At 66.5% G+C, this 26,320-nt stretch carries 26 protein-coding genes; 6 read left to right on the top strand and 20 right to left on the bottom strand.

The window, feature by feature from the left end; all coding sequences use genetic code 11:
• Position 1: 1 nt before the first annotated feature.
• The 20 genes from ASC92_RS09750 to ASC92_RS09655 form a co-directional block, all read right to left on the bottom strand.
• Positions 2-2,752 carry a ligase-associated DNA damage response DEXH box helicase gene (locus ASC92_RS09750; protein WP_056513963.1) on the bottom strand — a complete coding sequence of 917 codons (2,751 nt, stop codon included), beginning with the start codon at positions 2,750-2,752 and terminating at the stop codon, positions 2-4.
• Positions 2,749-4,404 (bottom strand): ATP-dependent DNA ligase, encoded by a 1,656-nt coding sequence (locus tag ASC92_RS09745; protein ID WP_056513960.1) that lies wholly within the window; start codon positions 4,402-4,404, stop codon positions 2,749-2,751. The genes ASC92_RS09750 and ASC92_RS09745 overlap by 4 nt, the downstream gene beginning before the upstream one ends.
• The gene (locus tag ASC92_RS09740) at positions 4,401-5,528 is read right to left on the bottom strand and encodes a ligase-associated DNA damage response exonuclease (protein WP_056513952.1); all 1,128 of its coding nucleotides are present in this window, start codon (positions 5,526-5,528) and stop codon (positions 4,401-4,403) included. Before ASC92_RS09740 ends, ASC92_RS09745 begins: the two co-directional genes overlap by 4 nt.
• 91 nt (positions 5,529-5,619) lie before the next feature.
• Positions 5,620-6,147 carry a DUF3617 domain-containing protein gene (locus ASC92_RS09735; protein WP_056514132.1) on the bottom strand — a complete coding sequence of 176 codons (528 nt, stop codon included), beginning with the start codon at positions 6,145-6,147 and terminating at the stop codon, positions 5,620-5,622.
• 77 nt (positions 6,148-6,224) lie between these two features.
• Positions 6,225-6,929: a phosphatase PAP2 family protein gene (locus ASC92_RS09730; protein ID WP_056513949.1), complete on the bottom strand. Its 705-nt coding sequence runs from the start codon at positions 6,927-6,929 to the stop codon at positions 6,225-6,227.
• A gap of 25 nt (positions 6,930-6,954) precedes the next feature.
• Positions 6,955-8,118, bottom strand: a complete 1,164-nt coding sequence (locus ASC92_RS09725) for a Gfo/Idh/MocA family protein (RefSeq protein ID WP_056513947.1) — start codon at positions 8,116-8,118, stop codon at positions 6,955-6,957.
• A gap of 160 nt (positions 8,119-8,278) precedes the next feature.
• Entirely contained in the window at positions 8,279-9,241 is a 963-nt protein-coding gene (locus ASC92_RS09720; protein WP_056513945.1) for a substrate-binding domain-containing protein, read from the bottom strand.
• A 44-nt stretch (positions 9,242-9,285) separates the two neighbouring features.
• A complete protein-coding gene (locus ASC92_RS09715) occupies positions 9,286-10,317 on the bottom strand; it encodes an ABC transporter permease (RefSeq protein ID WP_056513942.1) in 1,032 nt (343 codons plus the stop codon).
• The gene (locus tag ASC92_RS09710) at positions 10,280-11,818 is read right to left on the bottom strand and encodes a sugar ABC transporter ATP-binding protein (RefSeq protein WP_056513938.1); all 1,539 of its coding nucleotides are present in this window, start codon (positions 11,816-11,818) and stop codon (positions 10,280-10,282) included. Before ASC92_RS09710 ends, ASC92_RS09715 begins: the two co-directional genes overlap by 38 nt.
• Positions 11,815-12,984, bottom strand: a complete 1,170-nt coding sequence (locus ASC92_RS09705) for an ROK family protein (RefSeq protein ID WP_056513936.1) — start codon at positions 12,982-12,984, stop codon at positions 11,815-11,817. The genes ASC92_RS09710 and ASC92_RS09705 overlap by 4 nt, the downstream gene beginning before the upstream one ends.
• Positions 12,985-13,211: 227 nt before the next feature.
• Complete coding sequence (locus ASC92_RS09700; protein WP_056513932.1) at positions 13,212-13,631, bottom strand: F0F1 ATP synthase subunit epsilon; 420 nt, start codon at positions 13,629-13,631, stop codon at positions 13,212-13,214.
• 12 nt (positions 13,632-13,643) lie between these two features.
• Entirely contained in the window at positions 13,644-15,044 is a 1,401-nt protein-coding gene (gene atpD, locus ASC92_RS09695) for a F0F1 ATP synthase subunit beta (protein ID WP_007830203.1), read from the bottom strand.
• A 134-nt stretch (positions 15,045-15,178) separates the two neighbouring features.
• Positions 15,179-15,553: a hypothetical protein gene (locus ASC92_RS09690; protein WP_056513929.1), complete on the bottom strand. Its 375-nt coding sequence runs from the start codon at positions 15,551-15,553 to the stop codon at positions 15,179-15,181.
• Between the two features lie 89 nt (positions 15,554-15,642).
• Positions 15,643-16,518 carry a F0F1 ATP synthase subunit gamma gene (gene atpG / locus ASC92_RS09685; RefSeq protein ID WP_056513926.1) on the bottom strand — a complete coding sequence of 292 codons (876 nt, stop codon included), beginning with the start codon at positions 16,516-16,518 and terminating at the stop codon, positions 15,643-15,645.
• A 33-nt stretch (positions 16,519-16,551) separates the two neighbouring features.
• Positions 16,552-18,165 (bottom strand): F0F1 ATP synthase subunit alpha, encoded by a 1,614-nt coding sequence (gene atpA / locus ASC92_RS09680; protein ID WP_056513924.1) that lies wholly within the window; start codon positions 18,163-18,165, stop codon positions 16,552-16,554.
• Positions 18,166-18,204: 39 nt separating this feature from the next.
• Complete coding sequence (locus tag ASC92_RS09675) at positions 18,205-18,735, bottom strand: F0F1 ATP synthase subunit delta (protein WP_056513920.1); 531 nt, start codon at positions 18,733-18,735, stop codon at positions 18,205-18,207.
• An 8-nt stretch (positions 18,736-18,743) separates the two neighbouring features.
• On the bottom strand, positions 18,744-19,214 hold the full coding sequence (locus tag ASC92_RS09670; RefSeq protein ID WP_007830193.1) for a F0F1 ATP synthase subunit B: 471 nt from the start codon (positions 19,212-19,214) through the stop codon (positions 18,744-18,746).
• An 81-nt stretch (positions 19,215-19,295) separates the two neighbouring features.
• Entirely contained in the window at positions 19,296-19,559 is a 264-nt protein-coding gene (gene atpE, locus ASC92_RS09665; RefSeq protein ID WP_007830191.1) for a F0F1 ATP synthase subunit C, read from the bottom strand.
• Positions 19,560-19,620: 61 nt separating this feature from the next.
• Positions 19,621-20,490, bottom strand: coding sequence for a F0F1 ATP synthase subunit A (atpB, locus tag ASC92_RS09660; protein ID WP_056513918.1), 870 nt, complete (start codon positions 20,488-20,490; stop codon positions 19,621-19,623).
• Between the two features lie 4 nt (positions 20,491-20,494).
• Positions 20,495-20,980 carry an ATP synthase subunit I gene (locus tag ASC92_RS09655; RefSeq protein WP_007830187.1) on the bottom strand — a complete coding sequence of 162 codons (486 nt, stop codon included), beginning with the start codon at positions 20,978-20,980 and terminating at the stop codon, positions 20,495-20,497.
• 157 nt (positions 20,981-21,137) lie between these two features.
• Here ASC92_RS09655 and ASC92_RS09650 point away from each other — a divergent pair, with 157 nt between their 5' ends.
• From ASC92_RS09650 to ASC92_RS09625, 6 genes are read left to right on the top strand one after another with little or no spacing between them, the layout of a single operon-like run.
• The gene (locus tag ASC92_RS09650; protein WP_056513915.1) at positions 21,138-22,031 is read left to right on the top strand and encodes a D-amino acid aminotransferase; all 894 of its coding nucleotides are present in this window, start codon (positions 21,138-21,140) and stop codon (positions 22,029-22,031) included.
• Positions 22,028-22,336 (top strand): YbeD family protein, encoded by a 309-nt coding sequence (locus tag ASC92_RS09645; RefSeq protein WP_056513912.1) that lies wholly within the window; start codon positions 22,028-22,030, stop codon positions 22,334-22,336. Before ASC92_RS09650 ends, ASC92_RS09645 begins: the two co-directional genes overlap by 4 nt.
• 31 nt (positions 22,337-22,367) lie before the next feature.
• Positions 22,368-23,096 carry a lipoyl(octanoyl) transferase LipB gene (gene lipB, locus ASC92_RS09640; protein WP_056513909.1) on the top strand — a complete coding sequence of 243 codons (729 nt, stop codon included), beginning with the start codon at positions 22,368-22,370 and terminating at the stop codon, positions 23,094-23,096.
• A 7-nt stretch (positions 23,097-23,103) separates the two neighbouring features.
• Positions 23,104-24,105, top strand: coding sequence for a lipoyl synthase (gene lipA / locus ASC92_RS09635; protein WP_056513906.1), 1,002 nt, complete (start codon positions 23,104-23,106; stop codon positions 24,103-24,105).
• 50 nt (positions 24,106-24,155) lie between these two features.
• Entirely contained in the window at positions 24,156-25,544 is a 1,389-nt protein-coding gene (locus ASC92_RS09630) for a glycosyltransferase family 4 protein (RefSeq protein WP_235505758.1), read from the top strand.
• Complete coding sequence (locus ASC92_RS09625) at positions 25,541-26,317, top strand: hypothetical protein (protein WP_056513899.1); 777 nt, start codon at positions 25,541-25,543, stop codon at positions 26,315-26,317. Before ASC92_RS09630 ends, ASC92_RS09625 begins: the two co-directional genes overlap by 4 nt.
• Positions 26,318-26,320 lie beyond the last annotated feature (3 nt).

Genomic DNA, 26,320 nt, shown 5'->3' with positions numbered 1-26,320 from the left:
CTCACAGCGGCGGCAAAGGCCTTGACGGCTGCCTGCGCTCGCGCCGTGGGGCCGGCGGCTTCGCCGGTTTGCCCGAGCCTTCCTGTCCGAAGGCCAGCGTGCCCTTCACGCGCTCGACGCCGCCGGCCGTGAGCACGCCACCCGCGGCCTTCTCGAGTTGCTCGACCATGCGGGCAATGCGGTCGGCCACGTTCTCGTTCGACAGCTTCTCGCGGAACAGCTCGACCATCAGCGGAAACGAAAACGGCGTCGGCCGCGCGAGCGGCTTCAGCACGAGTTGCTGCGTGGCCATGCGCGCGAGGCTGGCGCGCAGACGGCCGATCTCGAGTTCCTGCGCGAGCAGCTCCTGCTCGGCCTGCTGCAGCAGCCTGTTGCCGGGGTCGTACTTGCGGAACACCTCCCAGAACAGCGAGGACGAGGCCTGCAGCTGCTTGCTGCTGCGCTTCTCGCCAGGGTAGCCCTGGAAGATCAGCCCCGACACGCGCGCGATCTCGCGGAAGCGCCGCTGCGCAAGTTCGCCCGCGTTGAGCGAGGCCAGCACCTCGTGCAGCAGCGCCTCGGGCGCGTCGCCTTCCGGCGGCTTCAGCACCTGCGGCAGCAGCACGGCCCAATCGACCTCGGTCGCGCTCAGCAACTCGAAGCCGTAGTCGTTGACCGCGATGGAAAAGGTGCGCGCCTCGTGCTGCGCGACGCGCCAGGCCAGCAGGCTCGCCAGCCCGAGGTGCACGTGCCGGCCCGCGAACGGATAGAGGAACAGGTGCGAACCCTCGCGCGTGCCCAGCGTTTCTGCCAGCAGCGTCTGCGGCGTCGGCAGCGCCGACCACTGCTGCTGTATCTCGAGCAGCGGCCGCACGCATTGCAGTTCGGGCGAGTCGTAGCGCCCCTCTCCGGCCAGCGCCAGCTGCTGCACCACCGCATCGGCCAGCGTGTTCGACAGCGGCATGCGCCCGCCGTTCCAGCGCGGCACCACGGCCCGCTTGCCGCTGGCGCGCCGCACCCACGCGGTCATCTCGTGGATGCGCACCAGCTCCAGCAGCCGGCCGCCGAACAGGAAGCAGTCGCCGGGCTTCATGCGCGCGACGAAGCCCTCCTCCACGCTGCCGATCTTCGAGCCGCCGAGGTACTGCACCGACATGCTCGCGTCGCTCACGATCGTGCCGATGTTCGTGCGATGCCGCCGCGCGAGCCGCGCATCGGGCACGCGCCAGACGCCCTCGGTGTCGGGCACGGCGCGCTTGTAGTCCGGGTAGGCCGCGAGCGAGGGACCGCCCTGCGAGACGAAGTCGAGACACCACTGCCAGCTCTCGCGCGAGAGGCCTTCGTAGGCGGCCGTGCCGCGCACCTCGCCGTACAGGTCCTCGGGCACGAAGCCGCCGCCGAGCGCCACCGTCACCAGGTGCTGCACCAGCACGTCGAGCGGCTGGCGCGGCGAATGGCGCGCCTCGATGTGCCCCGCCGCAATGGCCGCGCGCGCGGCCGAGCCTTCGACCATCTCGACGCTGTGCGTGGGCACGAGCGTGATGCGCGACGGCCGCCCCGGTGCGTGACCCGAACGACCCGCGCGCTGCAGCAGCCGCGCCACGCCCTTGGGCGAGCCGATCTGCAGCACGCGCTCGACCGGCAGGAAGTCCACGCCCAGGTCCAGGCTCGAGGTGCAGACCACCGCCTTCAGCTCGCCGCTCTTGAGGCCCAGCTCGACCCACTCGCGCACCTCGCGGTCGAGCGAGCCGTGGTGCAGCGCGATGAGGCCCGCCCACTCGGGCCTGGCCTCGAGCATCGCCTGGTACCAGATCTCGGCCTGCGAGCGCGTGTTGGTGAAGACCAATGCGGTCTTGCTCGCAGCGATCTCCGCGATCACCTGCGGCAGCATCGTGAGGCCGAGGTGACCGCCCCAGGGAAAGCGCTCGGCGGTGCCGGGCAGCAGCGAATCGATGACGAGCTTCTTCGGCACCTGGCCCTGCACGAGCACGCCGTCCGCACGGCCCAGCAGCGCATGCATCGCCTCGTGCAGGTTGCCCAGCGTGGCCGACATGCCCCAGATCGCGAGGCCGGGGTTCCAGCGCTTGAGCCGTGCCAGCGCGAGCTGCACCTGCACGCCGCGCTTGTTGCCGAGCAGCTCGTGCCATTCGTCGACGACGGTCATCCGCACATGGCCGAGCACTTCGCGGGCATCGGCGCGCGAGAGCAGCAGCGACAGGCTTTCAGGCGTGGTGACGAGCACGGTGGGCAGGCGCTGGTTCTGCGCGCTGCGTTCGGACGAAGAGGTGTCGCCGCTGCGTGCGCCCGCGCTCCATGGATGCACTTCGGCGCCGAGGGCGTCGAGCGGCTGCTGCAGTGCGCGCAGCGTATCGGACGCAAGCGCGCGCATCGGGGTGAGCCACAGCACGGTGAGCGGCTGGGCGGCGGGGCGTGCCGCTTCCTTGCGCGCCTGAGAGAAAGCCTGCAGTGCGGCGAGCCACACGGCGTAGGTCTTGCCCGCGCCGGTGGTCGCGTGAAGCAGGCCGGACCTGCCTTCGGCGACAGCTTTCCACACCTCGCGCTGGAACTTGAAAGGCTTCCACCCGCGCGCGGCAAACCATGCATCGAGCGCAGCCTTCACGGCCTTGGATTTGCTCCTTCCCCTCCCGGGGGAAGGCTGGGATGGGGGCAAGCGGCCTGCGACAGGCAGCTGACTTTGGATACGCCGCTTGCCCCCACCCCTGCCCTCCCCCGGAAGAGGAGGAAGAAATTCGGGATGCAGTGGGTCGGTCATGAGGGAAGCAACGCAGCGAGCGTCTGCAACGTATCCGCCTCCGCCACCGGCTTGTCCTCCCGCCACCGCAGCATGCGCGGAAAGCGCACCGCGATGCCGCTCTTGTGCCGCGCGCTGCGCGCGATGCCCTCGAAGCCCAGCTCGAACACCAGCGTCGGCTTCACGCTCTTCACCGGTCCGAAGCTTTCCACCGTGGTCTTGCGGATGATCGCGTCCACGCGCGCCATCTCGGCGTCGGTGAGGCCCGAGTAGGCCTTGGCGAAAGGCACGAGCTTGCGGTCGGCTTGCCCGGGCGGGCCGTCCCACACCGCGAAGGTGTAGTCGCTGAAGAGGCTCGCGCGCCGGCCGTGGCCGCGCTGTGCGTAGATCAGCACCGCGTCGATGCTGAGCGGGTCGATCTTCCACTTCCACCACACGCCGACGTCCTTGGTGCGGCCCACGCCGTACTGCGCATCGCGCCGCTTGAGCATCATCCCTTCGACGCCCATGGTGCGTGCGGCTTCGCGCTGCCTTGCGAGATCGGGCCAGTCGAGCCCGGTGAGCATCGGGCTCGGCAGCAGCGAAGGATGCTGCATGCGCGTGACCAGTTCATCGAGCAACACGCGCCGCTCCGACTGCGGCACTGCACGCAGGTCACGGCCTTCCCATTCGAGGAGGTCGTAGACCAGCAGCACCACGGGAATGACGCGCAGCAACTTGGCACCGAGCGTCTTGCGGCCGATGCGCTTCTGCAGCTCGGCGAAGGGCTGTACCCGGTCTTCGCGCCACACGGCGATTTCGCCGTCGAGCACCGTGCCGTCGGGCAACGCCTCACCGAGCACGGCAAGCTCGGGGAAGCGCTCCGTCACCAGCTCTTCGCCGCGCGACCAGACCCACACCACGCCCGCGCGCTTCACGAGCTGCGCGCGGATGCCGTCCCACTTCCACTCGACGATCCAGCCGGACGGTGATCCCAGCACGGCATCGAACTGCTCGAGCGGAATGTTGAACGGATGCGCGAGGAAGAAGGGGTACGGTTGACCGCTGGTCTTCTGCTCCTGTTCGGCGCTCGACTCGGGTGCGATGAGCGTGCGGTAGTCATCGGACCGGGGTCGCGCGCCGATGTGCGTGTAGCCCATGAGCCGCTGCGCGACGCGCTTGGCGTCGATGCCGCCGACCGCGGCGAGCGCCTGCGTCACCTGCAGCTTCGACACGCCCACGCGGAATGCACCGGTGATGAGCTTGAAGTACACCAGCCGCTCTTCGGCCGCAAGCTGGCGCCACTGCGCGCGCAGCCGGTCCGCGAGCTGCTCGGGTGCCGTCTTCGCGGCGTCGCGCAATGGCAGCAGATGCTGCTCGACCCAACCCGCGAGCCCGAGATCGTGCACCTCGCTCGGCGGCGGCAACAGCAGCGCGATGGTCTCGGCGAGGTCGCCCACGGCGTCGTAGCTTTCGTCGAACAGCCACTCGGGCAGGCCGGCCGCCTCCTGCGCGAGCAGGCGCAGGAGCTTGGTGGGCACCAGTTGGCGCGGCTTGCCACCGGCGAGGAAGTAGACGGCCCATGCGGCGTCGGCGGCATCGGCTTCGCGCAGGTAGCGCTGCAGCGCCGCCTGCTTGGCGAGGCTAGACGTGCTCGCATCGAGCTCGCGGTAAAGCGCGGCAAACGCTTTCACGGTATTTCTCCTTCCCCCTCCGGGGGAAGGCTGGGATGGGGGCTTTCAGCGTCCCCATCGAGCGCCGCCTGCCCCCTCCCCACCCCGCCCCCAGAGGAGGAGGAAGTTTCCTGATCGTCTTCATCGCCGTACTCGGTCTTGAAGCCCTGCGCATCGAGGCCGTTCTCCGTAAGCCACCGCACCATCACCTGCACGCTGCCGTGCGTGACGAACACGCGCTCTGCACCGGTGCCTGCAATCGCCTGCTGCAGGCCGGGCCAGTCGGCATGGTCGGACATCACGAAGCCGCGGTCCACGCCTCTTCGGCGGCGCGTGCCGCGCAGCTGCATCCACCCGCTGGCGAACGCATCGGCGTAGTTGCCGAAGCGGCGCATCCACGGCGAGCCCTGCGCCGATGGCGGTGCGAGCACCAGCGAACGCTTCAGCAATGCGGCGTCGACGCCCTCATCATCCGCACGCAAGGTGGGCGGCAAAGAGACGCCCGCCGCCCGGTACACCGCATTGAGCGGCTCCACCGCCCCGTGCACGACGATCGGCCCGATGCTCGCATCCACGCCATGCAGGATGCGCTGCGCCTTGCCGAAGGCATAGCAGAACAGCACCGACGCGCGCCCGGCCTGCGCATTGGCGCGCCACCACGCGTCGATCTCCGCGAACAGCACGGCCTGCGTGGGCCAGCGATAGATCGGCAGGCCAAAGGTCGACTCGGTGATGAAGGTGTCACAAGGCACGGGCTCGAAGGGCGGGCAGGTGCCGTCGGGTTCGGTCTTGTAGTCGCCCGAGGCCACCCACACGCGAGCGCGACGTTCGAGCCGCACCTGCGCCGAGCCCAGCACATGGCCAGCCGGATGCAGCGAGACGCGCACGCCACGGTGCTCAATGGCCTCGCCGTAGGCCAGCGTCTGCAGATCGATGTCGCTGCCGAGGCGCGCGCGCAGCGTGCCGGCGCTGTCGGTGTGGGCCAGGTAGTGCGCGTGCCCGGCGCGCGCATGGTCCGAATGCGCATGCGTGATGACGGCGCGCGCCACCGGCCGCCACGGGTCGATGTAGAAATCGCCGGGTGGGCAATAAAGGCCCTCGGGCCGGGCGACGACGAGGAGGTCTTCTTCCTGCTGTGCGGGCATGGCACGCCATCGTAGGCGCAGCGGCGGTTTCCCGCCGCACCACGGCAGGCGCAAAGCGCTGTGGGCCGGCGCCTACCCGGTGTGCGGCGGGCTACGGCTTCTTCGGCCGGTTTTTCATCATGTCGAGCGCGTTCATCTTCATGCCGTTGGACATGACCATGTCGCCCGGCTTCTGGTCGGCCTTGCAGGGGCCGATCCACCTGGCCTCCATGACGCTCGCGCCCTCTGCACGGCCCATCAGCGGCGGGTTGTAGGTCGACTTGCTTTCCATGCGGTAGGCCGTGCCGAAGTCGCCGCTCAACACCGCATGCGAGGTGGCGACCGTGTTGCCGATCTTGCAGACCGAGTCCATCACCAGCTTGCCGCCGTCGGAACGCAGCTCCTGCTTCGAACACATGTCCTTGCTCATGCCCTGGCCCATGTCGCGCAGCGCCTTGTCGCTGGCCGCGTCGATGCACTGCTGCATGGTGTGGCCGGCGCCGGGGCCCTTGCCCGTGCCCGTGCCGTCCCCGGTCTGGATTTCCCACAGGCCGGGTTTGCGCGAAGGGAAGTCGAGGGCGAACGCAGGACATGCGATGGCCGCGATGCAGGCTGCGACGGCGGACAAACGAATCTTCATGGCGAGCTCCCACACCGGTGAACGACGATGCCCGGGTTGTACCGCGCACTCCGCCGCGGCGGAATACCGCAATCGGCCTACGCCGGGCGCGCGTGCACCGGTGCGAGCGCCGGGCCGCGCTGCCGTGTGGCAACACCAAGCGCCACGCCCAGCGCCAGGCCGCCCAGCACGTCGACCAACACATGCTGGCGCACCGCCATCGTCGAATAGACGATGCCCACGGCCCAGGCCACGTTGACGATGCGCAGCCAGCTCGGCGCCCTCACTTCGCGCAGCTGCCGCGCCAGCGCGACGCAGGTGAACACCGAGAACGAGACGTGCAGCGAGGGAAAGGCGTTGCCGGCCGAATCGACCATCTTGAGGAATTGCAGCGAGGTGCCCGGCGCGGTATCGACCGCGAAGTTCGGAATCGCCGTGGGCATGAACCAGAACACGAGCAGTGCGAAGACCGTCATCGCCGCGCAGCCGAAGGAGAAGCTCAATAACTCGCGCTTGTCCTTGGCCAGCAGCACCGGCAGCGCGATGTAGCCCCAGAGCGAGAGGTACACCGGCAGCAACGCTGGCCAGAAGGCGATGAGATGGTCGACGGCCGTGAGCGGCAGCACCCAGGCTTGGCCGGCGTGCTTCATGATCCAGAAGTAGAGCGGGAAGAAGCCGAGGGTGGCGACCGTGTTGCCGACCAGCTTCAACGGGAACAACGTGATGCAGCGCCGCCACAGGGCAGCCACCCAGGGCTGCTGTGCCGTCGATGAAGAAGATGCGTCGGAGGCAAAAGGTGTCATGGAGGCCTGTGCAGCGCGCAGCGCGCTACCAGGGCGTCCACTTTAATTCGCTTTTCGCCGAGGCCACCGTGCGCTCGATGAACCGCACGCCGCGCGCGCCGTCTTCCACGCGCGGGTAGTCGGCGTCCAGCGGGTCGACCGGCTGGCCCGCCAGCCGCGCGCGGATGTCCGCCGCAACGCCTGCGTAGACATTCGCGAAGGCTTCGATGAAACCTTCGGGGTGCCCCGCCGGCAGCCGGCTGGCGCGCTTCGCGGCTTCGCACAGCCAAGGCGCACCGCGCGTCAGCACGCGCTTCGGTCCATCGTGCGGCAGATGCATCAGCTGGCTCGGCTGCTCCTGGCGCCATTCGAGCGTGCCCAGCGTGCCGGAGACGCGCAGGCGCAGGTCGTTCTCCAGGCCGGTGTTGATCTGCGAGGCCACCAGCACGCCGCGCGCACCGCCCTTGAAGCGCAACAGCAGACTGCCGTCGTCGTCGAGCATGCGGCCCGGCACCAGCGCGCTCAGGTCCGCGCACAGGCTTTCGATTTGCAGGCCGGTGACGGTGGCCGCGAGGTTCTCGGCATGCGAGCCGATGTCGCCGATGGCACCGGCCGCGCCGCTGCGCGCGGGGTCGGTGCGCCAGTCGGCCTGCTTGTTGGTGCCACCTTCGACGTGGCTGGCGAGCCAGCCCTGGTTGTATTCGACGACGACCTTGCGAACCTCGCCGATCTGGCCCGAGCGCACCATCTCGCGCGCCTGCCGCACCATCGGATAGCCGGTGTAGTTGTAGGTGACGCCGAACACCGTGCCCTGCTTCGCCACGGCGGCGACCAGCGCCTCGGCCTGCACGCGCGTGTGCACCAGCGGCTTGTCGCACACCACGTGGAAGCCGGCTTCGGCAAAGGCCTGCGCCACCGGAAAGTGCATGTGATTGGGCGTGACGATCGACACGAAGTCGATGCGCTCTTCCAGCGGGCGCTTCAACTCGTCGGCCAGCAGCGACTGCCAGTCGCCGTGGTTGCGGCCGTCGGCCAGGCCGAGGTCGCGGCCCGAGGCGCGCGCCTTGTCGGAGCTCGACGAGAGCGCGCCCGCGACGAGCTCGATCTGTCCGTCGAGCGCCATGGCCTTGCGGTGCACGCCGCCGATGAAGGCGTCGCGGCCGCCGCCGACCATGGCGTAGCGGAGTTTGCGAAGAGGTGTATCGGTCATCAATCTCCTCGATGTTCCTGACTTGGTAACTGTCCCCCCTCCTTTTGGGAGAGGGTTAGGGTGAGGGCATCAGCGCTTGCATACGCACCGCCTTTGCAATCGCCGTCGGCCCTCACCCCAACCCTCTCCCCGAGGGGAGAGGGGGCAAGGCAAGCCGCGCTCAGAAAGGCGAGTTGGGGTGGTAGAAGTCCTTGGCGTTTTCCTTGGTGATCAGCACCGAAGGAATGATCGTGGTCGCCGGTAGCTTCTCGCCCTTCAGCCGCGCCTCCGCCGTGAGCTTGATCGCGTCGTAGATGAACTTCGGCGAGTAGCTCACGTCGGCGCCGATGCGCTTGTCCTTGCCGTCCATGATGGTCTTGACCATGCCCTTGGCGCCCGCGCCGCCGAAGATGATCTTGATGTCGTCGCGCTTGGCCTGCTCGATGGCCTTGAGCACACCCACGGCCATGTCGTCGTCGGCGGCCCAGATGGCGTCGATGTTCTTGAAGCGCGTCAGGTAGTCCTGCGTGACCTTGAACGCGTCGTCGCGGTTCCAGTTGGCGTACTTGGCGTCGAGCAGCTTGATGTCGGGGCTGCCCTTGAGCACGGCGTTGAAGGCGTCCATGCGTTCGTTGTCGAGCGTGGTGGCGATGCCGCGCAGTGCGACCACGTTGCCCTTGCCGCCGAGCTGCTTCACGATGTACTCGGCCGGGATCTTGCCGAAGGCCGTGTTGTCGCCGGCCACGTACGCATCCTGCGCGCTGGTGTCGGTCAGGCCGCGGTCGACCACGGTGACGTACGCGCCCTTCGCCTTGACCTGCGCGACCGGCTTCGTCAGTGCAGCCGATTCAAACGGGAACACGACCAGCGCGTTGATCTTGGTGACCGTCGACAGATCCTGCAGCTGGTTGGCCTGCTCGGGCGCGTTCGCCGCGGTCTTGATCGTGATCTTCAGGTCCTTGTGTTCCTTCTCGAGGTCCTTCTTCGCCTGGTTGGCCCAGTAGTTGATGCCGCCCATGAAGCTGTGCGTGGCCGCGGGAATCGAAACGCCGAGGTTGACCTTCTCCGCGGCGAGCGCGGGCAGGCTGGCGAATGCAGCAGCGGCAACTGCCGTGAGTGCGAGGCGTCGGGTGAAAGTCGTCATGCTGGGTGTCTCCTTGTGGTTGATGGAACGGGAACGAGAAAGAACTAGCGGCGTCCACGCTGCAGGAACGCGACGATGATGATCACGAAGCCCTGCACCGCCGCATTCAGGTACACGCTGATGATGCTGGTGAGGTTCAGGATGTTGCTGATGACCGAGAGCAGGATCGCGCCCACCACGGTGCCGGTGATGCTGCCCGCGCCGCCCTTGAGCGCGGTGCCGCCGACGATCACCGCCGCGATGGCCTCGAGTTCCCACAGCAGGCCGGTCGTTGGTGAAGCCGAACCCAGGCGCGGCACGTACAGCAGCGTGGCAATGCCCACGCACACGCCGAGCAGCACGTAGGTGAGGATCTTCACGCGGTCGACGTCCACGGCCGCGTAGCGCGCGACCTGCTCGTTCGAGCCGATGGCCTGCACGTAGCGCCCGTAGGCCGTGCGGTTCAGGATCACACCGCCGATGATCGCGACGATCACGAACACCCACACCGGCACCGGAATGCCCGCGAGGCTCGCGTAGTACACAGGTGCATAGAGGTCCGACAGCTCGTTGTCGAGCGTGAGCGCGCCGCCGTCGGCGAAGTAGGTGAGGTACGCGCGGAAGATGCCGAGCGTGCCCAGCGTCACGATGAACGGTTCGATGCGCCCCTTGGTGATCAAGAGGCCATGGGCAAGGCCGAACACCGCGCCGAGCACCACCGCCAGCACGGCGCCCATCACCACCGCGAGGAGCGGCGAGCCCGAGGCCGGCCCGGCCCAGTTGATGAACATGATCACACTGCCGGCGATGAGCGCGGCCATCGAGCCCACCGACAGGTCGATGCCGCCCGAGATGATCACGAAGCACATGCCCACCGCGATGATGCCGATGAAGGCCGTGCGCGTGAGCACGTTCATCGCGTTGTCGAGCGTCGCGAAGTCGCCGTTCAGCAGCGTGCCGGCAATGCACAGCAGCGCGAGTCCGATGACCGGGCCGAGCCCGTGCAGGCGCTGCGTCCAGCGCGGCTTCGCCTCGCTGCGGTGCTGCTGCCGCGCGGCCTCAAGCGACTGCGGGGGAGTTTGCGGTTCCGGTGGCATGAGCGATGAGCTCCTCTTCTGTCAGATGGTTCGCATCGAGCGTGGCGACGAGCCGGCCCGCGCGCATCACCGCGACGCGGTGGCACAGGCCGATCAGCTCCATCAGCTCCGACGAGACGACGATCACCGCGAGCCCTTCGCGGGCGAGTCGCTGGATCAGGAAATAGATGTCGCGCTTGGCGCCCACGTCGACGCCGCGCGTGGGCTCGTCGAGCACCACCACCTTGGGGCGAGGTTGCAGCACCTTGGCGAGCGCGAGCTTCTGCTGGTTTCCACCCGACAGCGACGAGGCCTTGACGTCCAGCGAACCGGTGCGGATGCCGTAGTCCTTCACCGCCTCGGCGAGCGCGCCGCGTTCGGCCTCGGGCTTGAGCCATGGCTGTGCATAGCGCTCGAGTGCCATCAGCGTGAGGTTCTGACGCAGGCCGAAGTTGACGTGCAGGCCCTTGCCCTTGCGGTCTTCGCTGAGGTACGTGAGGCCGTGCCTCGCGGCGTCGCGCGGGTTGCGCCAGCCTTTGCCGCCGGGCACGGGCTTGCCGAGCATCTCGACGCCGCCGCTCGCGGGGCGCAGGCCGAGCAGCCCTTCGAAGAGTTCGGTGCGGCCCGCGCCGACGAGGCCCGCAAAGCCGAGGATCTCGCCGGGGCGCACCTCGAAATTCGCCTCCTGCGCCCAGCCGGGCACGCTGAAGTTGCGCACGCGCATGGCGGGGGCATCGGCCGCCACGACCACGTCGCGCGGCGGGTAGAGGTCCGCCAGCTCGCGGCCCACCATGAGGTTGGCCATCTGCTGGCGCGTGACCTCGGGCGTGGGCGCACGCGCGACGAAGCGGCCATCGCGCATCACGATCACCTCATCGGTCACCTGCTCCACTTCGTCGAGTTTGTGCGAGATGTAGACGATGGTCACGCCGTCGGCGCGCAGCTGCGCGATGAGCTTGAACAGGCGCTCGGTTTCGCCAGGGGTCAGCGTCGCGGTGGGCTCGTCCATGACGAGCAGGCGCGCGCGGCGGGCGATGGCCTTGGCGATCTCGACGAGCTGCTTCTCGGCGACGATGAGGCGACGGACCTTGGTGCGCGGGTCGATGTTCAGGCCGACCGCGGCGAGTGCGGCGGCGGCGTCGCGCTCCATCGATGCGTCATCGAGCAGCCAGCCCTTCTTCTTTTCATGGCCCAGGAAGATGTTCTGCGCCACACTCAAGTCTTCCGCGAGGTTGAACTCCTGGTGGATGAGCACGATGCCCAGCGCCTCGGCGTCGCGCGAACTCCCGAACTGCTGCAGCTGGCCGTTGACGCGCAGCGTGCCACCGCTCAGCGATTCATAGCCCGCGAGGATCTTCATCAGCGTCGACTTGCCCGCGCCGTTCTCGCCGAGCAGCCCGTACACGTGGCCTGGCGCCAGCGAGAAGCTCACGCCGTGCAGCACCTGCACCGGGCCGAAGGCCTTCACCACGCCGTCGAATTCGACCGCGACGCTTCCCTTGCTTTCCGCTGCTGCCGTCATGGCGCCACCCCGCGGACCTTCAGTGTCTCGTGCATCGCGAGCACGCCGGCACCCACCAGGCCGCCCTGCACGCCCAGCGGCGTGTATTGGATTTCGAGGTGCCGCGTCGAGAGCGCAAGCGAGCGCTGATAGACGCTCTGCCGCACGGCCGCCAGGAACAACGGCCCGATGCGCGTGATGCCGCCGCCGATGAACACGTGCGACGGATTGAAGAAGTTGACCACCGACGCGAGCATCTGCCCGATCAGGCTGCCCGCGCGCTGGATGATGGCGTTGGCCGCCGTATCGCCGCCGCGGCTGGCCTGGCCCACATCGATCGCGTCGATGCGCCCGTGCACGCGCAGGCATTCGGCGAGCGCCGCGCTTTCGCCGGCTTCGGCCGCCTGCATCGCCATGCGCGTGATCGCGGGGCCGGCGGCCATGGCCTCGACACAGCCGAGATTGCCGCAGTGGCAGCGCGGGCCCTCCTGGTCGACGCAGATGTGCCCCACGTCCCCGGCCGAACCGGCCGCGCCGCGATACACCTCGCCGTGGCAGACGATGCCGCAGCCGATGCCGGTGCCGATCTTGATGACGAGGAAGTTGCTCAGCGAACGCTTCAGGCGCCAGAGTTCGCCGAGCGCCATCAGGTTCACGTCGTTGTCGACGAAGACAGGCGCCGCGTAGTCCTCGCGCAGGTAGTCGCGGATCGAGAAGCTGTCCCAAGCCGGCATCAGTGGCGGATTCACGAGCTGGCCGATCTCGAAGTTCACGGGGCCGGGCACGCCAATGCCGATGCCGAGCACGTCCCTGGCGCCCACATTGCAGCGGGCCAGCAGTTCGCGCATGAGCGTGCGCACGCGCGCCAGCACCACGGCCGGGCCTTCGCGCACGTCGGCGGGCTCGTCATGCTGCGCGAGCACGGTGAGGTCGGGCCGCAGCACGGCCACGTCGAGGCTGGTGGCGCCGATGTCGATGCCGACGAGCACGCCGAGCCCGGCATTCAGCTGGAGGTTCTCGGCGCGGCGCCCGCCCGAGGAGCGCTGCAGGCCGGCTTCGGCAAGCAGGCCCTGATCGACGAGGCCGGCGATCAGCCCGTTGGCCTTGCTCTTCGAAAAGCCGAGTTGCTCGGCCATGGCGTGGCGCGAACCGCCGGCCGACCAGAAGGTCGTTTCCAGCAGCCGCATCTCGTCCGCAGTGATGCCACTCCAACGTGCCACGCGTCTTGTCTCCGGTGTTCTTGTCTTCGCCGCGCCCTGGTTGGGGCGAAGGCGAATACTAGGCGGAGGCCTTTAGCCGGACAAGGCTGAACTTCGACCAAATTCAGATCAAAGCAAGACGAGACGGTGCGAGCTTCAAAAGCAAAAAAGCCGCCCCGAGGGCGGCTTCTTGACTGAGCAACCGGGAAGACCGATTACTTTTTCTGGCGGTACTTGCGCAGCGCTGCGATCTGCGCGGCCATCACGGCCAGCTCCGATTGCGCCATCGCGATGTCGATGTCGCTCCTCGCGTTCTTCAGCGCTTCCTCTGCCGCGGCCTTGGCCACGTTGGCCTTTTCGTCGTCGAGGTCCTTGCCGCGGATCGCGGTGTCGGACAGCACGGTGACGGCGTTGGGCTGCACTTCGAGAATGCCGCCGGCCACGAAGACGAACTCTTCGCCGCCGTCGGCCGTTTCGATGCGCACGGCGCCGGGGCGGATGCGCGTGATCAGCGGGGTGTGGCGCGGGTAGATGCCGAGCTCACCGGCTTCACCGGGCAGCGCGACGAACCTGGCTTCGCCCGAGAAGATCGACTCTTCCGCGCTGACCACGTCCACATGAATGGTGCCTGCCATGGTGATTCCTTCTTAAGCGACCTTCTTGGCCTTTTCGAACGCCTCGTCGATGCTGCCCACCATGTAGAACGCTTGTTCCGGCAGGTGGTCGGCTTCGCCGTTCACGATCATCTTGAAACCACGGATGGTTTCGGCCAGCGGCACGTACTTGCCAGGCGAGCCCGTGAACACTTCGGCCACGTGGAACGGCTGCGACAGGAAACGCTGGATCTTGCGGGCACGGGCCACGGCGAGCTTGTCGTCGGGCGCCAGTTCGTCCATGCCCAGAATCGCGATGATGTCGCGCAGTTCCTTGTAGCGCTGCAGCGTGCCTTGCACGGCGCGGGCCACGTTGTAGTGCTCTTCGCCGACCACGTTCGGGTCGAGCTGGCGCGAGGTCGAGTCCAGCGGGTCCACGGCGGGGTAGATACCGAGCGAAGCGATGTCACGCGACAGCACCACAGTCGAGTCCAAGTGAGCGAAGGTCGTGGCGGGCGACGGGTCGGTCAAGTCGTCGGCTGGCACGTACACGGCCTGGATCGAGGTGATCGAGCCGACCTTCGTCGACGTGATCCGCTCTTGCAGGCGGCCCATTTCCTCGGCCAGCGTCGGCTGGTAGCCCACGGCGGAAGGCATGCGGCCCAGCAGCGCCGACACTTCGGTACCGGCCAGCGTGTAGCGGTAGATGTTGTCCACGAAGAACAGAACGTCACGGCCTTCGTCGCGGAACGACTCGGCGATGGTCAGGCCGGTCAGCGCCACGCGCAGACGGTTGCCCGGGGGTTCGTTCATCTGGCCGTAGACCATGGCGACCTTGGAGTCTTCGAGCTTCTCGAGGTTCACGACGCCGGAGTCGGCCATCTCGTGATAGAAGTCGTTGCCTTCGCGGGTACGTTCGCCCACACCGGCGAACACCGACAGGCCCGAGTGAGCCTTGGCGATGTTGTTGATGAGTTCCATCATGTTCACGGTCTTGCCCACGCCGGCGCCGCCGAACAGGCCCACCTTGCCGCCCTTGGCGAACGGGCACACCAGGTCGATCACCTTGATGCCGGTTTCCAGCAGGTCTTGCGAGGGCGACAGTTCGTCGTACGCGGGAGCCTTGCGGTGGATCGAAGCGGTGAGCTCCTGGCCGACCGGGCCGCGCTCGTCGATGGGCGCGCCCAGCACGTCCATGATGCGGCCGAGCGTGGCCTTGCCCACGGGCACCGTGATGGGGGCGCCGGTGTTCTTCACGATGATGCCGCGGCGCAGGCCGTCGGACGAGCCCAGCGCAATCGTGCGCACCACGCCGTCGCCGAGCTGTTGCTGGACTTCGAGAGTCAGCGCGCTGCCTTCGAATTTCAAGGCGTCGTACACCTTGGGCATCTGGTCACGCGGGAACTCCACGTCGACCACGGCGCCGATACATTGGACAATTTTTCCTTCAGCCATGGCGTTTCCTTCTGGATGGATCTCAATAAATTTGCGACAGGTTCTTGCAGAAGCGTCCTGGTGCCGAAACGGGCCGCTTTTGCAAGAATGCCGGACGGGCCGGCACCCTTGAGTTTCTAGTCGTCGTCAGCTCATTAGCACTTCATGGCCGTTGCTTGCGCAGCGAAGGCGTCCGAAGCAGCCTTGCAGGCCTGGCCCAGCGCAGCCTTGTCTGCGCCCATCGAAGCCCAGGTGGCCTTCGTCTGGTCGAGGTTGGACTTCATCGCGTCGGCGGCGGCACCGCTTTGCGAAGAAACGCACGCCTGCACCTTGGCAAGGTAATCGTTGCACTCCTGCGGCAGGTCGGCCGATGCCGTCGGGGCTGCGGCGGGAGCGGCCGGCACTGCTGCGGGAGCGGGGGCCGGAGCGGGCGCAGCGGCGGGAGCCGGTGCAGGCGCGGGCGCCTCTTCCTTCTTGGAGCAGGCAGTCAGGGCGGCGGCAACCGCCACCAGAGCAAGAATCTTCTTCATTTTGCGCAGAGTCCCCTAAAAATAGGCCTTGGGTTAGCGGACGCGCAGATCGCATCCGATCAGCAACGCGGCCTGTTGCATTGCCTCGATCAAACGCCTGCGGCCGCAGCCGCGCCGGACACGATTTCCGACAGCTCTTTGGTGATGCCGGCCTGTCGGGTCTTGTTGTAGACCAGCTTCAGTTCGCTGATCACGTTGCCCGCATTGTCGGTCGCAGCCTTCATGGCCACCATGCGCGCCGAATGCTCGGACGCCATGTTTTCGGCCACGGCCTGGTACACCAGCGATTCCACATAGCGCACCAGCAGCTCGTCGATCACGCTTTGCGCGTCGGGTTCGTAGATGTAGTCCCACGAATGATGGCCCGATTCGACCTGCAGCGTCTCGGCCTTCAGCGGCAGCAGCTGCTCCACCATCGGCTCTTGCTTGATGGTGTTGATGAACTTCGTGTAGCACAGGTACACGGCCGAGAGCTTGCCTTCGGCATAGGCGTCGAGCAGCGTCTTGACCGGCCCGATGAGCTTGTCGAGATGCGGCGTGTCGCCCAACTGCGTCACATGGGCCACCACGCGGGCGCCGATGCGATTCAGGAAGCCCAGGCCCTTGTTGCCGATGGCGACCGACTCGACCACATTGCCAGCTGCCTGCGCTTCGCGCAGCTTGGCCGTAACGGCACGCAGCAGATTGGTGTTCAAGCCGCCGCACAGGCCCTTGTCGCTGGTCACGATGATGAAACCGACGCCCTTGGCCTCGGTCGTTTTCATGAACGCGTGGGTGTACTCCGGATTCGCCTTGCCAAGATTGGCCGCGATGTTGCGGATCTTTTCGCTGTAGGGGCGAGCGGCGCGCATGCGTTCCTGCGCCTTGCGCATCTTGGAAACCGAGACCATTTCCATGGCCTTGGTGATCTTCTTGGTGTTTTCCACCGATTTGATCTTGCCGCGGATTTCCTTACCAGCTGCCATGAGAGCTCCTTCTTGCGTCGATCAAGGCTTCGATCAGGCGAACGACTTCTTGAACGAAGTGGCGGCGGCCAGCAGTTCGGCTTCCGCGTCCTGGCAGGCCTTCTTGAAGGCCTTCTTCTCGTCGCTGTCGTCGGCCTTGGCGGGCTTCGGGTCCCACTTGGCGCCATTCTTTTCCATCGTGGCCAGCAGCGGAGCGTGGCTGGCCTTGAGGAACTGGTGGAAGCCGTGTTCGAACGAGAGCACCTTCTTGACGTCGATGTCGTCCATGAAGCCCTTGTTCACAGCGAACAGCGTGGCGCTCATCAGCGAGATGGGCAGCGGGCTGTACTGGTTCTGCTTGAGCAGTTCGGTCACGCGGGCACCGCGGTCGAGTTGCTTGCGGGTGCTTTCGTCGAGGTCCGAGGCGAACTGTGCGAAGGCCGCAAGTTCGCGGTACTGCGCCAGGTCGGTACGGATACCGCCGGACTGGTTCTTCACCAGGTTGGTCTGCGCCGACGAACCCACGCGCGACACCGAAATACCGGCGTTGATGGCGGGGCGGATGCCGGCGTTGAACAGGTTGGTTTCGAGGAAGATCTGGCCGTCGGTGATCGAGATCACGTTGGTCGGCACGAAAGCGGACACGTCGCCGGCTTGCGTTTCGATGATCGGCAGCGCGGTCAGCGAACCGGTCTTGCCCTTGACTTCACCCTTGGTGAAGGCTTCGACGTAGTCGGCGTTCACGCGGGCCGCGCGCTCGAGCAGGCGGCTGTGGAGATAGAACACGTCGCCGGGGTAGGCTTCGCGGCCCGGCGGGCGGCGCAGCAGCAGCGAGACCTGGCGGTAGGCCACGGCTTGCTTGGACAGGTCGTCATAGACGATCAGCGCGTCCTGGCCGCGGTCGCGGAAGTATTCGCCCATCGTGCAGCCCGAGTAGGCCGACACGTATTGCATGGCCGCCGATTCGGAAGCCGATGCCGCCACCACGATGGTGTAGTCCATCGCGCCGGCTTGTTCGAGTGCGCGCACCACGTTCTTGATCGACGAAGCCTTCTGGCCGATCGCAACGTAGACGCAGGTCATGTTCTGACCCTTCTGGTTGATGATCGCGTCGATGGCCACGGCCGTCTTGCCGGTCTGGCGGTCGCCGATGATCAGCTCGCGCTGGCCACGGCCAACGGGCACCATCGAGTCGACGGACTTCAGGCCCGTTTGCATCGGCTGGTCGACGGACTTCCGTGCGATCACGCCGGGAGCGACCTTTTCGATCACGTCGGTCATCTTGGCGTTGATCGGACCCTTGCCGTCGATCGGCTGGCCCAGTGCGTTCACCACGCGGCCGATGAGCTCGGGGCCCACGGGCACTTCCAGGATGCGGCCCGTGCACTTGACGGTGTCGCCTTCGGAGATGTGCTCGTACTCGCCCAGAATCACGGCGCCGACGGAGTCGCGCTCGAGGTTCAGTGCGAGGCCGAACGACGGCGTGCCGTCTGCGCTCGGCGGGAATTCAAGCATTTCGCCTTGCATCGCGTCCGACAGGCCGTGCACGCGCACGATGCCGTCGGTCACCGAAACCACGGTGCCTTCGTTGCGGATGTTGGCGCTGACCCCGAGGCCCTCGATGCGGCTCTTGATCAGTTCGGAAATTTCTGCGGGATTGAGTTGCATGACTCTTTCCTTCTTTCTTTGTAAGGCGATGGAGACCGGTCAGGCCGCCAGCGCAACTTTCATTTGTTCAAGGCGCGCTTTGACGGAGGTGTCGAGCACCTCGTCGCCGACCACCACACGAATGCCACCGATCAGTTCCGGCTCTTGCTGGACCGTGACCTGGAGCTTGCGACCGAAGCGCTTTTCGAGCGCGGCCGCCACGCTGGCCAGAGCCGAGACTTCGATCGGGAAGGCGCTGTAGACCACGGCGTCGGACGAGCCGCTCTTCGCGTTGGCCAGTGTCCGGAACTGCTTCGCAATTTCCGGCAGCACCGAGAAACGCCCGTTCTCAAGGAGCGCAGCCAGGAAGTTCTGGGCCGCGGCGGGCAACGGTGCAGCGAATGCACCGGCGACCACGCCGAGAACCTGCTCGGCCGTAACCTTGGGGTTGTCGGCAAGCTGCTGGAGCTCCGAGTTGGCCGCGATGGCGGCAACCTTTTCGAGCCAGACGCTGGTTCCGGCGACGTCGGACGACGACGCCTTGAAGAGCGCCTCGGCGTAGGGGCGTGCAATGGTGGCGAGTTCAGCCATGGCTTCTATCAGAGTTCGGTCTGCAGACGGGCGAGCAAATCGGCGTGAACGCCCGCATTCACTTCCTTGCGCAGAATCTGCTCTGCGCCCTTGACGGCCAGTGCGGCAACCTGCTCGCGCAGGGCTTCACGGGCCTTCAATGCCTGCTGGTCGGCTTCGACGCGTGCGGCTGCAACGATCTTGTTGCCTTCCTCGGTCGCGCGGGCCTTGGCCTCTTCAACGATGGCCTGGGCGCGACGTTCGGCGTCGGCAAGACGCTGTGCGGACTCGTTGCGTGCCTGACCGAGTTCGGCTTCCACGCGCTTGTTGGCGGCGGACAGCTCGGACTTGGCCTTGTCGGCGGCAGCGAGGCCTTCGGCGATCTTCGCAGCGCGGTCGTCCAGCGCTTTCGCGATCGGCGGCCACACGAACTTCATCGTGAACCCGACCAGGATCAGGAACACGATCATCTGAACGATCAGGGTACCGGTAATGCTCACTTTTCACCCTCTCTTTGGGATTGAATCGAAGCCATTCGCTAGGGGACTAGGGAACGACGACGCAGGTCCGACGAGAAAGACTTACTTCGGCAGGTTGGCGATCTGAGCCAGGAACGGGTTGGCCGTTGCGAACCACAGAGCGATACCGGTGCCGATAATGAAAGCGGCGTCGATCAGACCAGCCAGCAGGAACATCTTGGTTTGAAGTTCACCCATGAGTTCAGGCTGACGTGCGGCCGACTCGAGGTACTTGCTGCCCATGATGCCGATGCCGATACATGCGCCCACAGCGCCCAGACCGATGATCAGGCCGGCGGCCAGTGCAACAAAGCTAATAACTTCCATGATGACTCCTAGAGGACTTTGGTTGAAGAGAAAACGAAAAACAAAAAACGAAAGCGAATGATCAGTGGTGATCGTGGGCCTGGCCGATGTAGACCAGCGCCAGCATCATGAACACGAAGGCTTGCAGCGTGATGATCAGGATGTGGAAGATGGCCCAGGCCGTGCCTGCAACGATGTGGCCCAGGGCCAGCAGCACGCCGGTGGTCGAGAGCGTCCAGGCGCCGCCCATCAGGGCGATCAGCAGGAAGATCAGTTCGCCGGCATACATGTTGCCGAACAGCCGCATGCCATGCGAGACAGTCTTGGCGATGAACTCGATCAGCTGCATCGCGAAATTGAAGGGATACAGCGCCCAGTGGTTGCCGAAAGGCGCGGTGAACAGCTCATGCACCCAGCCGCCCAGCCCCTTGATCTTGATGTTGTAGTACAGGCAGATCACGAGCACGGCAACCGACATGCCCATCGTCACCGAGAGGTCGGCCGTGGGGACCACGCGCAGGTAGGCGTGGTGCGGGTCTTCGCCTGCGATGTGGAAGATCTTGGCCCAGATCGCCGGGAACAAATCGACCGGGAACAGGTCCATTGCGTTCAGCAGGAAGATCCAGACGAAGATGGTGAGGGCCAGCGGTGCGACGAACTTGCGGCTCGTGGCGTTGTGGACGATGCCCTTGGCTTGCTGGTCGACCATTTCAACCAGCAGTTCGACGGCAGCCTGGAAGCGGCCCGGAACGCCCGACGTGGCCTTGCGAGCAGCCAGCCAGAGCAACCAGCAACCCAGGATACCCAGAGCGATGGAGAAAAACAGCGAATCGAAGTTGAAGACCGAAAGATCGGCCACACCTGCAGGCTTGGAGCTTTGCAGATGCGTCAAGTGGTGAACGATGTATTCACCAGCGGTCTGACCATGTTCCGCAGCGTTTTCAGCAGCCATTCCGTTACTCGTCTCGTTGTTGCCGGCGCCGGGGCGAGAACATCACCGCCAACCAGGCCGCCTTCATTGTCACCACCAGGCCGATCAGCATTGCTGGCCAGCTCAGCGCCGTAATCAGCCTTGGCGCGGCGATCAGCATCGCCACGGACAAGGCCATCTTGACCATTTCCCAGAGGAAGAATCCGAACACCGCAGTGCCTGGATTCAGGGAAGAGAACCTGCCGGTCAACCCGCGTGCGAACACCGCCGCCGGAATGACCACCGCGATCGCGCCGTAAGCGGCGGACCAACCCAGATTTTGCCTCCCCGTCAGTCCCCAGGCGGCCAGAGCCACCACCAGACCGACAACCAACTGCCCCGCGACCACCCGCCATGGGGAGACCGAAGGGTTCTTTGCCCGCAGTTCACGCGCCTCATCGGCGGTCAACGGCTTGAATTCTGCGTCGAGGTCTTCAGCGACCTCCGAGTCTTGACGGGCGATTTTTTTCATTTCGAATGAAGCCCGGATGACGACCCAGAATTTCTACAAAGCCATTGATTATAAGTAAAAACCCAGCCTATCCCGCCACCCGAGTTGCCGCGCATGCAAATCGACGCCGCATTCCCTGACGCGAACCCGACGCGGCACACACAACCATAATTCCGCCATGCACCCTATCACCGATGCCCTGCCAGCCACGCTTTGTTACCTCGATGGCGAATACACCGCCCTGCGCGACGCAAAGATCAGCGTCCTCGACCGTGGCTTCATTTTCGGCGACGGCATCTACGAGTACGTCCCCGTGTACTTCGGCCAGCCCTTCTGCTTCGAGGAGCACATGGCGCGCCTCGACCGCTCGCTGGCCGAGCTGCAGATCGAGAACCCGCTGTCGCTCGCACAGTGGCGCGAGATCGTGATGCGCCTGGTCGCGCCCGGCGGCGACGCACCCCAGTCCGTGTACTTTCAGGTGACGCGCGGCGTGGCCCCGCGCGACCACGCGATGGTGCGCGGGCTCCGCCCGACGGTGTTCGTGATGGTGAACCCGCTGCCGCCCATCTCCGATGCCATCCGCGCCAAGGGCGTGGCCTGCGTCACGGCGGCCGACTTCCGCTGGCAGAAGGCCCACATCAAGAGCACCAGCCTGCTGGGCGCCGTGCTTGCGCGCCAGATCAGCGTGGAAGCCGGCGCGGCCGAGACCATCATGTTCCGCGGCGAATGGCTCAGCGAGGCCTCGTCGAGCAACGTGTGGATCGTGAAGGACGGCACGCTGGCGGGCCCGCCGAAGAACAACCTCGTGCTGACCGGCATCCGCTACGGGCTGCTCGAGCGCCTGTGCAAGGCGCAGGGCATTGCGTTCGCGCTGCGCCCCATCTCGCGCGACGAGGTGTTCGCCGCCGACGAGCTGCTGATCTCCTCGGCCAGCAAGGAGCTGCTGCCCGTCGTCACCCTCGACGGGCAGGCTATTGGCAATGGCCGCCCCGGCCCCATCTACCAGAGCTTGTATGCGGCCTACCAGCAGGCCAAGCAACACAACGCACAGAAACACGGAGCCCCGGCATGACCGACAACACGACCACCACCGACACCACCGCGATCCCCGATCCGCGCAAGGAATCGCTGATCGAGTACCCCTCGCAGTTTCCGATCAAGGTGATGGGCGCCAAGGTCGACGGCTTCGTGCACGCCATCACCCAGATCGCCGAGCGCTTCGACCCCGCCTTCGACGCCAGCACCGTCGAGCTGCGCGACAGCAAGGCCGGCAATTACCTCGGCGTGACCATCATCGTCACGGCTACCAGCCGCGAGCAGCTCGACGACATCTACCGCGCGCTGTCGGCGCACCCGATGGTCAAGGTCGTGCTTTGAGCCGCGAGTTGCCCGCACGGCGGGCCATGCCATGACAGACGCCGCCGCGACCGTCCCCGCCATCGAACTGCGCCCGCTGGGCCGTGTCGATTACGCCGACACCTTCGCGGCGATGAAGCAGTTCACGCAGGAGCGCACACCGGACACACCCGATGCGCTATGGATCTGCGAACACGCCCCGGTCTTCACGCAAGGCATCGCGGGCAAGCAGGACCACATCCTGAACCCCGGCGCCATTCCCGTCGTGCAGACCGACCGCGGCGGTCAGGTCACTTTCCACGGCCCCGGCCAGGTGGTGGCCTACCCGCTGATCGACCTGCGCCGCGCGGGCTACTTCGTCAAGGAATACGTCTATCGCATCGAGGAATCGGTGCTGCGCACGCTGGCTCACTTCGGCGTCACCGGCCACCGCGTGGCGAGCGCGCCGGGCATCTACGTGCGGCTGGACGACCCGTTCTCGCACGCGATGCTGAAAGCATCGCCTTCAACCGGTTCGGCACTCGCTGGCCCGCTGCCTGCGGGCGACCCGTTTCGCGGTCTCGGCAAGATCGCCGCGCTGGGTATCAAGGTGAGCCGCCACGCCACCTACCACGGCGTGGCGCTCAATGTCGAGATGGACCTCGAACCCTTCTCCCGCATCAACCCATGCGGGTATGCGGGGCTGCAGACGGTCGACCTTTCTACAATCGGCATCCAAACCACATGGGAAGAAGCCGCCACGGTGCTGAGCCAGAAGCTCGGCGCCTTCCTTGCGCCTTGACACACCAATGAGCACCACAGAAGTCGTCCGCGACGCCCAAAGCGCCGAAAACTACAACCCGCTGGCCAAGCAGAAGGCCGCGGCCAAGCTCTCGCGCATCCCCGTCAAGGTGGTGCAGCAGGGCGAGGTGCTCAAGAAGCCCGAGTGGATCCGCGTCAAGGCCGGCAGCCCCACCACGCGCTTCTACGAGATCAAGCAGATCCTGCGCGAAAGCAACCTGCACACGGTCTGCGAAGAGGCCTCGTGCCCGAACATCGGCGAGTGCTTCGGCAACGGCACGGCCACCTTCATGATCATGGGCGACAAGTGCACACGCCGCTGCCCGTTCTGCGACGTGGGCCACGGCCGCCCCGACCCGCTCGACAAGGACGAACCGCTCAATCTGGCCAAGACCATCGCCAAGCTGCGCCTGAAGTACGTGGTGATCACCAGCGTCGACCGCGACGACCTGCGCGACGGCGGCAGCCAGCACTTCGTCGACTGCATCCGCAACATCCGCGAACTCTCGCCGACGACGCAGATCGAGATTCTCGTGCCCGACTTCCGCGGCCGCGATGACCGCGCCCTTGAAATCCTCAAGGCCGCGCCGCCGGACGTGATGAACCACAACCTCGAGACCGCGCCGCGCCTCTACAAGGAAGCGCGCCCCGGCAGCGACTACCAGTTCAGCCTGAACCTGCTGAAGAAGTTCAAGGCGCTGCACCCCGGCGTGCCGACCAAGAGCGGCATCATGGTGGGCCTCGGCGAGACCGACGAGGAGATCCTGCAGGTCATGCGCGACATGCGCGCACACGGCATCGACATGCTCACCATCGGCCAGTACCTGTCGCCGTCGGGCTCGCACCTGCCGGTGCGCCGCTACGTGCACCCCGACACCTTCAAGATGTTCGAGGAAGAGGCCTACAAGATGGGCTTCAGCCACGCGGCCGTGGGCGCGATGGTGCGGTCGAGCTACCACGCCGACCAGCAGGCAGGACACGTTCTGGCCGGCGCGCCCTCGCTCGATTGAACGCCGCGGCGACCGTCCCAGCGGCGGACGCGCCGCACTCCGGCAGGCCGATGCACTTCCTGCTGGCCATGTGCTACCTGGTGCATCGAACGGGTGCGGAAATGTTCACCCGCGACCTGGCGCTGTGGCTGCGCCGCCGCGGGCACGCCGTCACGATCTTTGCAACGGCCTTCGGGGACATGGCCGACGAACTGCGCTTTGCCTCCATAGCCTGCGTCACCGAACTGGGCAACATCGCGACGCGGCCGGACGTGATCATCGGCAACACCCACCACGAGACGGTTCGCGCGCTGCTGCATTTCCATGACGTGCCGGTCCTCACGATATGCCACGACCGAAGCGCCGAGCATGGACGCCCGGCGCAGTTCACGCAGGTCGTCTGCCATGTGGCCGTCGACGAGAACTGCGCTGAGCGCCTGGTGCACGAGTTCGGCATCGCGCGCGAACGCATCGAGCTGATCCAGAACGGGATCGACCTGTCACGCTTTCTCCGGCGCGGCGAGTTGCCGGTCCGGCCCCGGACGGCACTTGTCTTCAGCAACTACGCCTCGCACGACGCGCAATTCGAGGAAGTCCGCGCCGCCTGCGTGCAGCGCGGGCTGTCGCTTGACGTGATCGGCAGCGGCACCGGCAACCACCTGCCCGACCCGGCCGAGGCGCTCGGCCGCTACGACATCGTCTTCGGCAAGGGGCGCTGCGCCACCGAGGCGCTGTGCACCGGCAATGCGGTGGTGGTGCTCGATCCGAGTTCGGGCATGGGCGAGATGGTGACGGCCGCGACCGTGGCCCACGCAAGGCGCTGGAATTTCGGCCGGGCGCTGCTGATCCGGCCGATCACGCGGGAGAACGTGGGCGCCGAACTCGACCGCTACGACGCCGCGGATGCAGGCAAGGCCGGCGAATGGATGCGCGCGCATGGCAGCCTCGATGCATCGCTCGGCGCGCTCGAGCGCTGCGCGCAGCGCATGGCCCTGCAGTATCCCGTGATCGAGGTGCCCGCGAGCCAGCGGGCGAATGAGATGGCCCGCTACATGGAGGACTGGATCCGGCGCGGCAACCCGTCGGCGGCGCATCTGGGCATCGCTTCGCTGCGGCAGCACGTCGAGGGGCTCCAGCAGTCCTTCAACCACCATCAGCACATGCACCAGGCCCGGCTCGATGCACTGCAGGCCGAGGCACGACAGCAAGCCGAGGAAGCGCGGCAGCAGGCGGACCTCGCCGCCGCGCAGACCGCCGCGCAGGCTGCACAGGCGGCGCAATCGAACGCCGACGGCAACGCACGGCTGGCCGAAGCCGAGCAGCAGACTCGGCAGGCGCGCACCGAACTCGCCTTGCTCCAGGCGCAGCTGCGCGAGGTCTACGCCAGCCGTTCGTGGCGCGTAACCGGGCCGCTGCGGCGAGTGTCAACCCTCGTCCGGCCCGGAGGTCCACGCGCATGAAGGCACTGGTGATCGCCGCCCATTCGGGCCACGAACTGCTGCTGTGGAAGTGGCTGCGCAACGAGCGGCCGGACTTCGTGGTGCTGACCAACGGCGCCGGTTCGAGCGGCGTGCCGCGGCTCGAACCGACGGTCGACAACCTCGCGCGCGCGGGTGCCCGCTGGATTGCGGAGGTGGTGCAGCCGGTTGCCGATGCCGACATCTACCGGGCGCTGCTCGAAGGCGACACGCGCCTGTTCACGCAGTGGGTCCACGCCTTGACGACGCATGTCGTGGAGCAAGGCATCGACTGCATCGTTGCCGATGAAGCCGAGGACTACAACCCTTCGCACGACCTGTGCCGCCTGCTGGCCAACCAGGTCGCCGCGCACGCCGCGGCGCGCGGCCGCACGGTCGTCTCGCTCGGCTATCCCACCGTGGGGCATCCGAGTCCACCGGCACGGCTGGCTTCCGAGCGCCATGTCATGGTCGAGCTCGACGGCCCCGAGTTGCAGGCCAAGCTCGACGACATGCACGGTTATGCGCACAGCTTCGGCGGCCAACTGGAGCGCGAGCTGGCGGGCTTCATCGCCGAGTTCGGCGCCCAGGCTTACGGCCGGGAATGCCTCTTCGCTGCGCAGCCCACGCGCTATGAACTGGCGGAGGCGCCCGCCACCAAACCCGCCTTCGAAATCTTCGGAGAGGAACGCGTCGCGGCCGGCGTCTACAAGCACGTGATCCGCGGCGCGCATCTGCAGGCCGTGGCGAACCGGCTGCGCGACGCGGTGCGATGACAC

The sequence above is a fragment of the Variovorax sp. Root411 genome (genome assembly GCF_001425205.1).
GTDB lineage: Bacteria > Pseudomonadota > Gammaproteobacteria > Burkholderiales > Burkholderiaceae_C > Variovorax.
Note: the sequence above shows the minus strand (reverse complement) of the source record. Positions and strands in the feature narration are given on the sequence as shown.